Annotated in this window: 9 protein-coding genes; all 9 read left to right on the plus strand. The window is 68.1% G+C overall.

All coding sequences use genetic code 11. The features are described 5' to 3' along the window. The first annotated feature begins 27 nt into the window (after nt 1–27). The 9 genes from ABZ738_RS02140 to rpsJ all read left to right on the plus strand — a co-directional run bounded on the left by ABZ738_RS02140 (nt 28) and on the right by rpsJ (nt 14,573). A complete protein-coding gene (locus tag ABZ738_RS02140) occupies nt 28–3,459 on the plus strand; it encodes a DNA-directed RNA polymerase subunit beta (RefSeq protein ID WP_131054312.1) in 3,432 nt (1,143 codons plus the stop codon). A gap of 102 nt (nt 3,460–3,561) precedes the next feature. Next, nucleotides 3,562–7,449, plus strand: a complete 3,888-nt coding sequence (locus tag ABZ738_RS02145) for a DNA-directed RNA polymerase subunit beta' (protein WP_131054314.1) — start codon at nt 3,562–3,564, stop codon at nt 7,447–7,449. Between the two features lie 102 nt (nt 7,450–7,551). Continuing rightward, on the plus strand, nt 7,552–7,917 hold the full coding sequence (locus tag ABZ738_RS02150) for a hypothetical protein (RefSeq protein ID WP_131054313.1): 366 nt from the start codon (nt 7,552–7,554) through the stop codon (nt 7,915–7,917). A 689-nt stretch (nt 7,918–8,606) separates the two neighbouring features. Then, nucleotides 8,607–8,981, plus strand: a complete 375-nt coding sequence (locus ABZ738_RS02155; protein WP_131052677.1) for a hypothetical protein — start codon at nt 8,607–8,609, stop codon at nt 8,979–8,981. Between the two features lie 509 nt (nt 8,982–9,490). Next, on the plus strand, nt 9,491–9,865 hold the full coding sequence (gene rpsL / locus ABZ738_RS02160; RefSeq protein ID WP_007465318.1) for a 30S ribosomal protein S12: 375 nt from the start codon (nt 9,491–9,493) through the stop codon (nt 9,863–9,865). Between the two features lies 1 nt (nt 9,866). Further along, nucleotides 9,867–10,337 carry a 30S ribosomal protein S7 gene (gene rpsG / locus ABZ738_RS02165; RefSeq protein ID WP_091079418.1) on the plus strand — a complete coding sequence of 157 codons (471 nt, stop codon included), beginning with the start codon at nt 9,867–9,869 and terminating at the stop codon, nt 10,335–10,337. A gap of 75 nt (nt 10,338–10,412) precedes the next feature. Beyond that, nucleotides 10,413–12,509, plus strand: a complete 2,097-nt coding sequence (gene fusA, locus ABZ738_RS02170; RefSeq protein ID WP_131052676.1) for an elongation factor G — start codon at nt 10,413–10,415, stop codon at nt 12,507–12,509. Between the two features lie 212 nt (nt 12,510–12,721). Further along, nucleotides 12,722–13,915 carry an elongation factor Tu gene (gene tuf / locus ABZ738_RS02175; protein ID WP_131052675.1) on the plus strand — a complete coding sequence of 398 codons (1,194 nt, stop codon included), beginning with the start codon at nt 12,722–12,724 and terminating at the stop codon, nt 13,913–13,915. 349 nt (nt 13,916–14,264) lie between these two features. Further along, nucleotides 14,265–14,573: a 30S ribosomal protein S10 gene (gene rpsJ, locus ABZ738_RS02180; RefSeq protein WP_007073037.1), complete on the plus strand. Its 309-nt coding sequence runs from the start codon at nt 14,265–14,267 to the stop codon at nt 14,571–14,573. Nucleotides 14,574–14,576 lie beyond the last annotated feature (3 nt).

The following is a 14,576-nucleotide window of genomic DNA, read 5'->3' on the forward strand; positions in this document are numbered from 1 at the left end:
CAGCACCGGTCCTCGGAAGGACGCATCTTGGCAGCTTCCCGCCCTGCGAAGACCAGTCGTACGTCGAGCGCATTCGCTCCCCGCCGAGTTTCCTTCGGTCGGATCACCGAACACCTCGAGGTCCCCAACCTCCTTGCCATTCAGAACGAGTCCTTCGACTGGCTCGTCGGCAACGAGGGTTGGCAGGGCCGGTCGGCGGACGACCCGCACGCACGCTCGGGTCTCGCGGAAATCCTCGACGAGATCAGTCCCATTGAGGACTTCTCTGGCACCATGTCGCTTTCCTTCTCGGCACCGCGCTTCGACGAGGTCAAGGCCTCGATCGAGGAGTGCAAGGAGAAGGACCTGACCTACTGCGCGCCGCTCTTCGTGACCGCGGAGTTCACCAACAACACCACCGGCGAGATCAAGAGCCAGACGGTGTTCATGGGTGACTTCCCGATGATGACGCCGAAGGGCACCTTCATCATCAACGGCACCGAGCGCGTCGTGGTCAGCCAGCTCGTCCGCTCGCCGGGCGTCTACTTCGACAAGCAGCCGGACAAGACCTCCGACCGCGACCTCTCCAGCGTCAAGGTCATCCCCAGCCGGGGTGCCTGGCTGGAGTTCGACATCGACAAGCGCGACACGGTCGGCGTACGCATCGACCGTAAGCGTCGGCAGGCCGTCACGGTCCTGCTCAAGGCCGTCGGATGGTCGGCCGAGCGGATCCGCGAGAAGTTCGGCTGGTCCGAGCTGATGATGACCACGCTCGAGAAGGACCACATCGCCGGCCAGGACGAGGCGCTACTCGACATCTACCGGAAGTTGCGCCCTGGCGAGCCGCCGACCCGCGAGAACGCCCAGACCCTGCTCGACAACCTCTTCTTCAACCCGAAGCGGTACGACGTCGCCAAGGTCGGTCGGTACAAGTTCAACAAGAAGCTCGAAGTGAGCGTGCCGATCACCACCGGCACGCTGACCGAGGACGACATCGTCGCCACCGTGGAGTACCTCTGCCGGCTGCACGCCGGTGAGGAGGGCTACGAGGCCGACGACATCGACCACTTCGGCAACCGGCGCCTGCGTACCGTGGGCGAGCTGATCCAGAACCAGGTTCGGGTCGGTCTGTCCCGGATGGAGCGGGTCGTCCGCGAGCGGATGACGACTCAGGACGTCGAGGCGATCACGCCGCAGACCCTGATCAACATCCGCCCCGTGGTCGCCGCGATCCGGGAGTTCTTCGGCACCTCGCAGCTGTCCCAGTTCATGGACCAGACCAACCCGCTGGCGGGCCTGACCCACCGGCGTCGGCTGAGCGCGCTCGGCCCGGGTGGTCTGTCCCGGGAGCGGGCCGGCTTCGAGGTCCGCGACGTGCACCCGTCCCACTATGGCCGGATGTGCCCGATCGAGACGCCGGAAGGCCCGAACATCGGTCTGATCGGCGCGCTGTCCACCTTCGCCCGGGTCAACCCGTTCGGCTTCATCGAGACGCCGTACCGAAAGGTCGTCGACGGTCGGGTCACCGACCAGATCGACTACCTGACCGCGGACGAGGAGGACCGGTTCGTCAAGGCGCAGGCCAACGCGCCGCTGCGGGCCGACGGCACGTTCGCCGAGGACCGCGTCCTGGTCCGCCGTAAGGGCGGCGAGACCGAGGACGTCGCGCCGGGTGCGGTGGACTACATGGACGTGTCGCCGAGGCAGATGACCTCGGTCGCGACCGCGATGATCCCGTTCCTGGAGCACGACGACGCGAACCGGGCCCTGATGGGCGCCAACATGCAGCGTCAGGCGGTCCCGCTGGTCAAGGCGGAGTCGCCGCTGGTCGGCACCGGCATGGAGTACCGTGCCGCGGTCGACGCCGGTGACGTGGTGGTGGCCGAGGTCGGTGGCGTGGTCGAGGACCTCTGCGCCGACTACATCACCGTCCACCAGGACGACGGCCACCGCCGGACGTACCTCCTGCACAAGTTCCGCCGCTCCAACGCCGGCTCCTGCGTCAACCAGAAGCCGGTCGTCTTCGAGGGTGACCGGGTCGAGGCCGGCCAGGTGGTCGCCGACGGGCCGTGCACCGACGAGGGCGAGATGGCGCTCGGGCGCAACCTGCTCGTGGCGTTCATGTGCTGGGAGGGCCACAACTACGAGGACGCGATCATCCTGTCGCAGCGCCTCGTACAGCAGGACGTGCTCACCTCGATCCACATCGAGGAGCACGAGGTCGACGCGCGGGACACCAAGCTCGGCCCGGAGGAGATCACCCGCGACATCCCGAACGTCAGCGAGGAGATGCTCGCCGACCTCGACGAGCGCGGGATCATCCGGATCGGTGCCGAGGTCGTCCCCGGCGACATCCTGGTCGGCAAGGTCACCCCGAAGGGCGAGACCGAGCTGACTCCGGAGGAGCGGCTGCTCCGCGCGATCTTCGGTGAGAAGGCGCGTGAGGTCCGGGACACCTCGCTGAAGGTGCCGCACGGTGAGACCGGCACGGTCATCGGCGTGCGTACCTTCTCCCGCGAGGACGGCGACGAACTGCCGCCGGGCGTCAACGAGCTGGTCCGGGTCTACGTCGCCCAGAAGCGGAAGATCCAGGACGGCGACAAGCTCGCCGGCCGGCACGGCAACAAGGGCGTCATCTCCAAGATCCTGCCGGTCGAGGACATGCCGTTCCTGGAGGACGGCACCCCGGTCGACATCGTGCTCAACCCGCTGGGTGTGCCGAGCCGGATGAACATCGGCCAGGTACTCGAGACCCACCTGGGCTGGGTGGCCAAGACCGGTTGGAAGGTCGACGGCGACGACGCGGAGTGGAAGCGTCAGCTCCAGGGGATCGGTGCGGACGAGTCCGAGCCGGACACCAACGTGGCCACGCCGGTCTTCGACGGTGCCCGCGAGGAGGAGATCTCCGGTCTGCTCGCGTCGACCCTGCCCAACCGGGACGGCAACCAGCTGATCGGTGCCAGCGGTAAGGCGCAGCTGTTCGACGGTCGCTCCGGCGAGCCGCTGCCGGACCCGATCGCGGTCGGCTACATCTACATCCTGAAGCTCAACCACCTGGTCGACGACAAGATCCACGCACGGTCGACCGGTCCGTACTCGATGATCACGCAGCAGCCGTTGGGTGGTAAGGCGCAGTTCGGTGGCCAGCGCTTCGGTGAGATGGAGTGCTGGGCGATGCAGGCCTACGGTGCCGCGTACGCCCTGCAGGAGCTGCTGACGATCAAGTCCGACGACGTCCTGGGCCGGGTCAAGGTCTACGAGGCGATCGTCAAGGGCGAGAACATCCCCGAGCCGGGCATTCCCGAGTCGTTCAAGGTGCTGCTCAAGGAGCTGCAGTCGCTGTGCCTCAATGTCGAGGTGCTCTCCAGCGACGGTGTGGCCCTGGAGATGCGCGAGACCGACGACGAGGTCTTCCGGGCCGCGGAGGAGCTGGGTATCGACCTTTCCCGGCGCGAGCCGAGCTCGGTCGAGGAAGTGTGACGTTGCGGTCCGGTGACGGGGCGGCCCCTTCGGAGGTCACCCCGTCCCGGGCCCGGACCCGGTCAGCTGCTAGCGCAACAAGCGACGTGTGAGGGAATGAACGTGCTCGACGTCAACTTTTTCGACGAGTTGCGAATTGGGCTGGCGACCGCCGACGACATCCGTCAGTGGTCGCACGGCGAGGTCAAGAAGCCCGAGACGATCAACTACCGCACCCTGAAGCCGGAGAAGGACGGGCTCTTCTGCGAGAAGATCTTCGGTCCTCAGCGGGACTGGGAGTGCTACTGCGGCAAGTACAAGCGGGTCCGGTTCAAGGGCATCATCTGTGAGCGCTGCGGCGTCGAGGTGACCCGCTCCAAGGTCCGCCGGGAGCGGATGGGCCACATCGAGCTCGCCGCGCCGGTGACCCACATCTGGTACTTCAAGGGCGTGCCGAGCCGGCTGGGTTACCTGCTGGACCTCGCCCCGAAGGACCTCGAAAAGATCATTTACTTCGCCTCGTACGTCGTGACGAGCGTTGACGCCGAAGCGCGTCACCGTGACCTCTCGACCATCGAGAACGAGATCCTGGCCGAGAAGCGGCAGTCCGAGAACAGCCGCGACTCGGAGATCGAGAAGCGGGCCGCCAAGCTCGAGGCCGACCTGGCCGAGCTGGAGGCCGAGGGCGCGAAGGCGGACGTCCGGCGCAAGGTCAAGGAGGGCGGAGAGCGCGAGATGCGCCAGATCCGCGACCGGGCCCAGCGCGAGATCGACCGCCTCGACGAGGTGCTGGACACCTTCCGCAAGCTCGACTCGAAGCAGCTGGTCACCGACGAGCTGCTCTACCGCGAGCTGCGTGACCGGTTCGGCGAGTACTTCACCGGGGGCATGGGCGCCGAGGCGATCAAGGCCCTGGTGCAGAACATGGACCTCGCCGCCGAGGCGGAGAACCTCCGGGAGACCATCCGTACCGGCAAGGGGCAGCGGAAGATCCGGGCGCTCAAGCGGCTCAAGGTCGTCGCGGCGTTCCAGAACACCCGCAACTCGCCGCTCGGCATGGTGCTGGACTGCGTACCGGTGATCCCGCCGGACCTGCGTCCGATGGTGCAGCTCGACGGTGGCCGCTTCGCGACCAGCGACCTGAACGACCTGTACCGCCGCGTGATCAACCGGAACAACCGGCTCAAGCGGCTGATCGACCTCGGCGCGCCCGAGATCATCGTCAACAACGAGAAGCGGATGCTGCAGGAGGCCGTCGACGCGCTGTTCGACAACGGCCGCCGCGGTCGGCCGGTCACCGGCCCGGGTAACCGCCCGCTGAAGTCGCTGTCCGACATGCTCAAGGGCAAGCAGGGCCGGTTCCGTCAGAACCTGCTGGGCAAGCGCGTCGACTACTCCGGCCGTTCGGTCATCGTGGTCGGCCCGAAGCTCAAGCTGCACCAGTGCGGCCTGCCCAAGCAGATGGCGCTGGAGCTGTTCAAGCCGTTCGTGATGAAGCGGCTGGTCGACCTGAACCACGCACAGAACATCAAGTCCGCCAAGCGGATGGTCGAGCGGCAGCGGCCGGTCGTGTGGGACGTGCTGGAAGAGGTCATCGGCGAGCACCCGGTGCTGCTCAACCGGGCGCCCACCCTGCACCGACTCGGCATCCAGGCCTTCGAGCCGCAGCTGGTCGAGGGCAAGGCCATCCAGATCCACCCGCTGGTCTGCACCGCGTTCAACGCGGACTTCGACGGTGACCAGATGGCGGTGCACGTGCCGCTCTCCGCCGAGGCCCAGGCCGAGGCCCGAATCCTGATGCTGTCGTCGAACAACATCCTCAAGCCGGCCGACGGCAAGCCGGTCACCATGCCCACCCAGGACATGGTCATCGGGCTCTACCACCTGACCCACCTCACCACCGGTGAGCGCGGGGAGGGACGGGCGTTCAGCTCGGACGCCGAGGCGCGGATGGCGTACGACAACGGCGAGCTGCACCTGCAGGCGCCGGTCAAGATCCGGCTGCGGAACGTGGTCGAGGTGGACAACGGCGTCGGTGGGCAGCCGTGGACCGCGCCCGAGGGCTGGGTCCAGGGTGAGCCGCTGACCGTGGAGACCACGCTCGGCCGGGTGCTGTTCAACGAGACCCTGCCGCAGGGCTACCGGTTCGTGAACTACGAGATCCGCAAGGGTCAGCTCTCCGCGATCGTCAACGACCTCGCCGAGCGGTTCCCCAAGGTGGCCCTGGCGGCCACCCTGGACGGGCTCAAGGAGGCCGGTTTCCACTGGGCCACCTGGTCCGGCGTGACCATCGGCATGGAGGACGTCATCGCTCCGCCGCGCAAGCGGGAGATCCTGGAGCGGTACGAGAAGGAAGCCGACCGGATCGACAAGCAGTACCAGCGTGGTCTGATGACCGCCGAGGAGCGTCGCGGCGAGCTCATCGAGATCTGGACCAAGGCGACCAACGAGGTCGCCAAGGAGATGGACACCGCGCTGCCGCAGGAGAACCCGCTGTGGAAGATGATCAACTCGGGTGCTCGCGGTAACCTGCTCCAGCTCCGGCAGATCGCGGCGATCCGTGGTCTGGTGGCCAACCCGAAGGGCGAGATCATCCCGCGGCCGATCAAGGCCAGCTACCGGGAGGGTCTGTCCGTGCTGGAGTACTTCATCTCCACGCACGGTGCCCGTAAGGGTCTCGCGGACACCGCCCTGCGTACCGCCGACTCGGGTTACCTGACCCGGCGTCTGGTGGACGTCTCGCAGGACGTCATCATCCGCGAGGAGGACTGCGGCACCGATCGGGCCATCCCGATGCAGGTGGGTCAGCAGCTCGACGGCCGGCTGGTGGTGCACGAGCACGCCGAGACGAGCGTGCACGCCCGTACCCTCGCCGACGACATCAAGGGGCCGGACGGCACCGTCGTCGCCGAGCGTGGCTCGGACATCAACTCGATCCTGGTCGACAAGATCGTCGCCGCCGGGGTCGACCACATCCGGGTGCGCAGCGTGCTCACCTGCGAGTCGAAGCTGGGCGTCTGCGGTGCGTGCTACGGCCGCTCGCTGCCGACCGGCAAGATCGTGGACGTCGGCGAGGCGGTCGGCATCATCGCGGCCCAGTCGATCGGTGAGCCGGGTACGCAGCTGACGATGCGGACCTTCCACACCGGTGGTGTCGCGGGTGAGGACATCACCCAGGGTCTGCCGCGTGTCCAGGAGATCTTCGAGGCCCGGATCCCGAAGGGTAAGGCGCCGATCGCCGACACCCCCGGCCGGATCCGGATCGAGGACGGCGAGCGGTCGCGCAAGATCGTCGTGATCCCCGACGACGGCAGCGACGAGATCGTGTACGACAAGATCTCGAAGCGGGTCCGGCTGCGGGCGCACGACGGCGACCACGTCGAGGTCGGCGAGAAGCTCACCGAGGGCACCATCGACCCCCACGAGCTGCTCCGTATCCTCGGCCCGCGCGCGGTCCAGGTCCACCTGACCCAGGAGGTCCAGGAGGTCTACCGCTCGCAGGGTGTGCTCATCCACGACAAGCACATCGAGATCATCATCCGCCAGATGCTCAAGCGGGTGACGGTCATCGACTCCGGCTCGACCGAGTTCCTGCCGGGTGTGCTGGTCGACCGGGCGCTGTTCGAGTCGGAGAACCGCCGACTCGTCGGCGAGGGCGGCGAGCCCGCCGCCGGGCGTCCGGTGCTGATGGGTATCACCAAGGCCTCGCTGGCCACCGACTCCTGGCTCTCGGCGGCCTCCTTCCAGGAGACCACCCGGGTGCTGACCGACGCGGCGATCCACGCCCGCAGCGACTCGCTGATCGGTCTCAAGGAGAACGTGATCATCGGTAAGCTCATCCCGGCCGGTACCGGCATCAGCAAGTACCGCAACGTCCGGGTCGAGCCGACCGAGGAGGCGAAGGCCAAGGTCTACTCGATGACCGGCTACCCGGAGACCGACTACGGTTTCGGGCCGGCCAGTGGCCAGGCGGTTCCGCTGGACGACTTCGACTTCGGGTCGTACCGCTAGGACCGTGTGACGTGGGAGGCCCCCGGCATCTGCCGGGGGCCTCCTCGTGTCCGTACCCGCCGCTGCGGCGCGCGGCGCGGCCCGGGCAGGCATCATGTGCTCATGACGATCGCACCCGGACCGGCACCGACCGAGTCGGCGCCACGTCATCCGCTCGACCCCGATCCGGTCCGGGCCACCAAGGCTCGCGCGGTGTTCGCGCTCGGGCTGATGGGGGCGATGACCGGCCTGCTGCTGGGCGGGGTGGTCCCTGCGACGGTCGCGCTGCACCTGGCCCGGCAGGCGCGCCGGGAGGCGTACGCGTCAGGTGGTTTCCTGACCGGCGCGGCCTGGCTGCGTCGCGGCGAACGACTGGCCTGGACGGGGTTGGTGCTGGTCGCGGTGAGCGTGGTGGCGCTGCTGGTGATCGGTGTGGTCCGGCTCGCCGAGGCGCCCTACGGGCAGGACTTCGCTCCCACCGTCGACTGACCCGGCCCGAGGTGGCCATCGCGCCGGGCACGGTGGGCTGACTCGCGGCGGTAGCCTGACGGTGTCCGTCGCACGGCGGTGGACGCGGCCGATGAGGAGGAGATCCCGTGACCGAACCGGCGCGCGCCGAGGGCGGCGAGTCCGCCCAGCCCACGTCCGGGCACTCGGACGACGCGGCCGGGGCGGCACCGGGGGAGCAGCCACGACCCGGGCCCGCACCGGAGCCCCCCGTCCCGCCATCCCCGTCCGGGTACGCGCCGACCGACGCCCCGCCGCCGCAGACTCCGCCGTCCGGACCGTCCGCTCACGGTGCCGCCCCCGACTCGTCGCCGGCGAGTCCGCCCGGACCGCCGACTGCCGGCGCCGACCCGGCCGGCTCGCCCGCTGTCGGCGCCGACCCCGGACCGGTTTCGGGCGGTTCCTCGCCCGGGTTCGGACCGCCACCGTTCGGACCGGCCTCGGGTGGTCCCACGCCCGGGTTCGGCCCCGCACCGTTCGGGCCGCCGCCCGGCCCTCCGTACGGGCACTCCGGCTTCGGCCCGCCGCCGGCTCCGCCGCAGTCGAGGCCGCCGGTCGGGGCCCCCGGGTTCGGCCCGCCCCCGTTTCCCGGCCCGCCGCCGGGCTGGGGTGGGCCGGCGGCCGGTCCACCGCCGCAGGAGCGTCCCCGGCCGCCCAAACGGGTGGAGCCGGTGCCCGGTACCCCGTTCGCGACCGTGCACCTGGACGTACCCCCGGTCACGTCCGGGCTGGCGGTCGGCTCGCTGGTGGCCGGCATCACCTCGATCCTGATCTCGTTCCTGACCATCTGCATCGGCGCGGTCGGGGGAGGCACGGGCGGGGGAGCCTGGGCCGCCGGTGCCTTCGCCGTGCTGGGCAGCCTGACCGGTGCCGGCGCCGTGGTGGCCGGCCTGCTCGGCCTCCGGCAGATCCGCCGCCCGGCCGCACCGCCGGCGGTCCGGTTCACCGGCCGTGGCGTGGCGATCGCCGGGATCAGCTGCGGCGGTGCCGGTCTCCTGCTCTGCCTGTCGGGCCTGGGGCTGGCGCTGCTGCTGACGCTGACCTGAGATCCGGCCCACGTCGGGTCGGGACGAGCGGGCGAGCGCCGAATACCGATCGGTCCCGCCCAGGGGCTACCGGTCCGGTTTCCGGCGGAGCCGGTACACTTGTCTCCGTAGGTGCCCATCACAGGCGTGAGGCGTGACGAGCCCGGCCGGCGAGCAGTGAGAAGTCCGGCGGGTCATCCGTTTTGACCTGCACGGCTGTGGTAGGTACTCTTTCCCCTTGCGCCCGGGCTTGCCCGGGCAACTCGTGCGTGCGCGGGATCCGGTGATACCGGCATCCGAACAGCGACACGACTGAGCCAGAAGACCCGGCGGCGGAGATCCGCGCGCCGGTGACACAACCCGGAACCTCCGCGTGAGCGTCGGAACCGGGACCGTGCTCGGGCGACACGCCCGACCGCGGGTGCCGGGACCACCGCGAGGTGGACCTGGTCGGAATGTAGGAGGGTCGGTCATCAGGCCGACCGAGCGAGCGCGGCCGCGTGAGCGGCCGAAGGGAGCGGAGAAACCCGGTGCCCACGATCCAGCAGCTGGTCCGCAAGGGCCGACAGGCCAAGACGACCAAGACCAAGACCCCGGCGCTGAAGGGTTCCCCTCAGCGGCGCGGCGTGTGCACCCGTGTGTACACCACCACTCCCAAGAAGCCGAACTCCGCGCTGCGCAAGGTCGCTCGTGTGAAGCTCAGCAGCCAGATCGAGGTGACCGCCTACATCCCGGGCGTGGGTCACAACCTGCAGGAGCACTCGATCGTGCTCGTCCGTGGCGGCCGGGTGAAGGACCTCCCCGGTGTGCGTTACAAGATCGTCCGCGGTTCGCTGGACACCCAGGGTGTCCGTAACCGCAAGCAGGCGCGCAGCCGCTACGGCGCCAAGAAGGAGAAGAGCTGACATGCCGCGTAAGGGACCCGCTCCGCGGAAGCCGCTGGTCGCTGACCCGGTGTACAACTCGCCGTTGGTCACCCAGCTGGTGAACAAGATCCTCCTGCGCGGCAAGCGCCAGCTCGCCGAGCGCATCGTGTACGCAGCCCTGGAGGGCTGCCGGGAGAAGTCCGGCACCGACCCGGTCGTCACGCTCAAGCGCGCGATGGACAACGTCAAGCCGACTCTCGAGGTCCGCAGCCGCCGTGTCGGTGGCGCGACCTACCAGGTGCCGGTCGAGGTCCGTCCGGCCCGGGCGACCACCCTCGGCCTGCGCTGGCTGGTGACCTACTCCAAGGCCCGCCGGGAGAAGACCATGGTCGAGCGGCTGATGAACGAGCTGCTGGACGCGAGCAACGGCCTCGGTGCCGCCGTCAAGCGGCGCGAGGACACGCACAAGATGGCGGAGTCCAACAAGGCCTTCGCGCACTACCGCTGGTAACAGCTTGGTCCCGGTGCCCATCCGGCGCCGGGACCGCCACCAGTTGTGTCGAGACGACGATAAGTAGGGATTGAAGTGGCCGCCGCAGACGCGCTCGCCAACGTACGCAATATCGGCATCATGGCGCACATCGATGCCGGTAAGACCACTACCACCGAGCGAATCCTGTTCTACACCGGTATCACGTACAAGATCGGTGAGGTCCACGAGGGCGCTGCCGTCATGGACTGGATGGAGCAGGAGCAGGAGCGCGGTATCACCATCACTTCCGCCGCCACGAAGTGCGAGTGGAAGGGCCACACGATCCAGATCATCGACACGCCCGGCCACGTCGACTTCACGGTCGAGGTGGAGCGGTCGCTGCGTGTCCTGGACGGTGCGGTCGCGGTCTACGACGGCGTGGCCGGCGTGGAGCCGCAGACGGAGAACGTCTGGCGTCAGGCGGACAAGTACAACGTCCCCCGGATGTGTTTCGTCAACAAGCTGGACCGTACCGGCGCGGACTTCTTCCGCTGCGTGCAGATGATGATCGACCGGCTGAACGCCACTCCGCTGGTGCTCCAGATCCCGATCGGCGCCGAGAGCGACTTCATCGGCGTGGTCGACCTGGTCGAGATGCGGGCCCTCACCTGGCGTGGCGAGACCCAGAAGGGTGAGGACTACGCGGTCGAGGAGATCCCGGCCGACCTCGCCGACTCTGCCGCCGAGTGGCGCGAGAAGCTGATGGAGACCCTCGCCGACGTCGACGACTCGGTGATGGAGAAGTACCTGGAGGGCGAGGAGATCTCCGTCGAGGAGATCAAGGCCGCCATCCGTCGGGCCACCATCGGCGGCAAGGCCAACCCGGTCCTCACCGGCACCGCCTTCAAGAACAAGGGCATCCAGCCGATGCTGGACGCGGTCGTCGCGTACCTGCCGTCGCCGCTGGACATCCCGGCGATCGAGGGCACCGCCACCGACGGTGAGACCCCGCTGCTGCGTAAGCCGGCGGTGGCCGAGCCGTTCTCCGGTCTGGCCTTCAAGATCCAGACGGACAAGCACCTCGGCAAGCTCACCTACGTGCGCATCTACTCCGGCACGCTCGAGTCCGGCTCCCAGGTGGTCAACTCCACCAAGGACCGCAAGGAGCGGATCGGCAAGATCTACCAGATGCACGCCAACAAGCGGGAAGAGCGCGGCTCTGCCCAGGCCGGCGACATCATCGCGGTGCAGGGTCTCAAGCAGACCACCACCGGTGACACCCTGTGTGACCCGGCGAACCCGGTCATCCTGGAGTCGATGACCTTCCCGGAGCCGGTCATCGAGGTCGCCATCGAGCCGAAGACCAAGGCCGACCAGGAGAAGCTCAGCACCGCCATCCAGCGGCTGGCCGAGGAGGACCCGACCTTCCGCGTCAAGCTGGACGACCAGACCGGTCAGACGGTCATCTCCGGCATGGGCGAGCTGCACCTGGACATCCTGGTCGACCGGATGCGCCGCGAGTTCAACGTCGAGGCGAACATCGGTAAGCCGCAGGTGGCGTACCGCGAGACCATCCGCCGCAAGGTGGACAAGGTCGAGTACACCCACAAGAAGCAGACCGGTGGCTCCGGCCAGTACGCTCGGGTGATCGTCAGCCTGGAGCCGCTGCCGCTGGGCAACGACGCGCCGACCTACGAGTTCGCCAACGGCGTGACCGGTGGCCGCATCCCCCGGGAGTTCATCCCGTCGGTGGACGCGGGTGCGCAGGACGCCATGCAGTACGGCATCCTCGCCGGCTTCCCGCTGGTGGGCATCAAGCTCACCCTGCTGGACGGCCAGTACCACGAGGTCGACTCGTCGGAAATGGCATTCAAGATCGCCGGCTCGATGGTGATGAAGGACGCGGCCCGCAAGGCCGACCCCGCACTGCTCGAGCCGATGATGGCTGTTGAGGTCACCACTCCCGAGGAGAACATGGGTGACGTCATCGGCGACCTCAACTCCCGCCGCGGCATCATTCAGGCGATGGAGGAGCGCAGTGGCGCCCGCGTCGTCCGTGCTCTGGTGCCGTTGTCGGAGATGTTCGGCTACGTCGGCGACCTGCGGTCGAAGACCCAGGGCCGGGCTAGCTACAGCATGCAGTTCGACTCCTACGCCGAGGTCCCGTCCTCGGTCGCCAAGGAGATCATCGCCAAGGCGACGGGTGAGTGACGCTCACCTGAGCTGATCCGAGGTGGTCGCGGGAGGATTCCCCGACTGCGACCACCTCGGTCGGATTGTGTGAATTCCGGGCCTGTAGGCTTCATCGCCGCAGAACCCACAAAGCTCTCCGGCCGTCAGGTCGGAAAGGCTGTCGACAGAGTCCTAAGCGCCGACCTGGCGCACCGGGGCGAACGAACCAAGAAGTCCACAGGAGGACACCAGTGGCGAAGGCGAAGTTCGAGCGGACTAAGCCGCACGTCAACATCGGCACCATTGGTCACATCGACCACGGTAAGACGACGCTGACGGCGGCCATCACCAAGGTCCTGCACGACCAGTACCCGGACCTGAACCCGTACACGCCGTTCGACGAGATCGACAAGGCGCCTGAGGAGAAGGCCCGCGGCATCACGATCTCGATCGCACACGTCGAGTACCAGACCGAGGCGCGGCACTACGCGCACGTCGACTGCCCCGGTCACGCCGACTACATCAAGAACATGATCACCGGTGCCGCGCAGATGGACGGCGCGATCCTGGTGGTCGCGGCGACCGACGGCCCGATGCCGCAGACCCGCGAGCACGTGCTGCTGGCCCGCCAGGTCGGCGTGCCGTACATCGTCGTGGCGCTGAACAAGAGCGACATGGTCGACGACGAGGAGCTCCTGGAGCTCGTCGAGCTCGAGGTCCGCGAGCTGCTCTCGGCTCAGGAGTACCCGGGTGACGACCTGCCGGTCGTCCAGGTCTCCGCGCTGAAGGCCCTCGAGGGCGACCCGGTCTGGACCGAGAAGCTGCTCGAGCTGATGAGCGCGGTCGACACCGCGATCCCGCAGCCGGAGCGCGAGACCGAGAAGCCGTTCCTCATGCCCGTCGAGGACGTCTTCACCATCACCGGTCGGGGTACCGTGGTCACCGGTCGCGTCGAGCGTGGCGTGCTGCTCCCGAACGAGGACGTCGAGGTCGTCGGCATCCGCGAGAAGGGCTTCAAGACCAAGGTCACCGCGATCGAGATGTTCCGGAAGACCCTGGACGACGCCCGCGCAGGCGAGAACGTCGGTCTGCTGCTCCGGGGCACCAAGCGCGAGGACGTCGAGCGCGGCATGGTGGTCGTCAAGCCGGGCACCACCACCCCGCACACGGAGTTCGAGGCGACCGTCTACATCCTCTCCAAGGAGGAGGGTGGCCGGCACACCCCGTTCTTCCAGAACTACCGTCCGCAGTTCTACTTCCGGACCACGGACGTCACCGGTGTCGTCACCCTCCCCGAGGGCACCGAGATGGTCATGCCTGGTGACAACACCACGATGACCGTGAAGCTGATCCAGCCCATCGCGATGGAGGACAACCTCAAGTTCGCGATCCGGGAGGGTGGCCGCACGGTCGGCGCGGGTCGCGTCACCAAGATCATCAAGTGAGCTGGGTAACCCCGATTAGACCCGCCGCCGGTCGTGCGGCATACTAGTCAGGTTGCGTAACGACAGTTCGCTGCCCGTGTTCGGCTCACGCCGAACCTCCGGGTAGGCAGAACAGTCGGGCGTGGGGTGGTTGGCGGTCCGGCCGCCAACCACCCTCGCGCGGCGTTCAGGTCGCGGTAGCGCGATCGGCGCCTGGACCCACCGCGGTCAGGATCGCTCCGGATTCTCGGGGCGGAGCCTGGCCACAGGGCGCGACACGCCCGACCGCGGGGGTGGGCGAAGAGGGCTCGTACCAGCCGGTATGGGTACCCGCAACACAGCGGCATCGAGAGAAGGAACAGAAGCCACCATGGCGGGACAGAAGATCCGCATCCGGCTCAAGGCCTATGACCACGAGGTCGTCGACTCCTCGGCTCGGAAGATCGTCGAGACGGTGACGCGTACCGGGGCGCAGGTCGCTGGCCCGGTGCCGCTGCCCACGGAGATCAACCGTTTCTGCGTCATCCGCTCGCCGCACAAGTACAAGGACTCGCGCGAGCACTTCGAGATGCGTACGCACAAGCGGCTTATCGACATCATCGACCCGACCCCGAAGACGGTCGACTCGCTCATGCGCCTCGACCTGCCGGCTGGCGTCGACATCGAGATCAAGCTGTAGGGA

Origin of the sequence: Micromonospora sp. NPDC047793 (assembly GCF_040642635.1) — a bacterium.
In the GTDB taxonomy this organism is placed as follows: domain Bacteria; phylum Actinomycetota; class Actinomycetes; order Mycobacteriales; family Micromonosporaceae; genus Micromonospora.